This is a genomic window from Clostridium sp. DL1XJH146 (assembly GCF_054819755.1).
Genome location: NZ_JBTVVN010000112.1, coordinates 1 through 419 on the forward strand (window position 1 = coordinate 1; position 419 = coordinate 419).

The window sequence follows — 419 nt, forward strand, 5'->3', positions numbered from 1 at the left end:
TAGAATTTTCTGAAATTTAAAACGATAAATTTAAGCTTACTACAGCTATAAAATAAATTTGCTCGTTAGAGCTGATTCTTATGCATAATATTTGATTTTTTTCAAATACTATAAATAGACATAAGCCAATATTATTAGTATTTCAAAAACAAAAAATAATATTACTGAAAATCAAAATTTCCAGTAATATTATAATAGAAAGATTATTAACTACACAAAACTATTTAGAGCCCCAAGGAGACTTCTTTCTATGAATAGTTTATTAGCAAAACAGATGAATTTCAATAAAAAAGTAAAAATAAATTTTAATGGTTGGGAATTAACATCAGATTCTGGACTTTTTTATACAAAGAATTTGATAATAAAATTGGGTTTAGTAACTTAATAAAGGACACTTTCATTCTTGAAGATGACATAAA

Annotated in this window: 1 protein-coding gene; it reads left to right on the forward strand. The window is 22.9% G+C overall.

The annotated features are described in order from the left end of the window. Positions 1 to 250 precede the first annotated feature (250 nt). The gene (locus ACVHXK_RS18715; RefSeq protein WP_461207924.1) at positions 251 to 385 is read left to right on the forward strand and encodes a hypothetical protein; all 135 of its coding nucleotides are present in this window, start codon (positions 251 to 253) and stop codon (positions 383 to 385) included. Positions 386 to 419 lie beyond the last annotated feature (34 nt).

Bases quoted from the DNA above. Each gene is read 5' to 3' on its own strand.
- ACVHXK_RS18715 (WP_461207924.1), top strand. From the start codon at position 251: ATGAATAGTTTATTAGCAAAACAGATGAATTTCAATAAAAAAGTAAAA.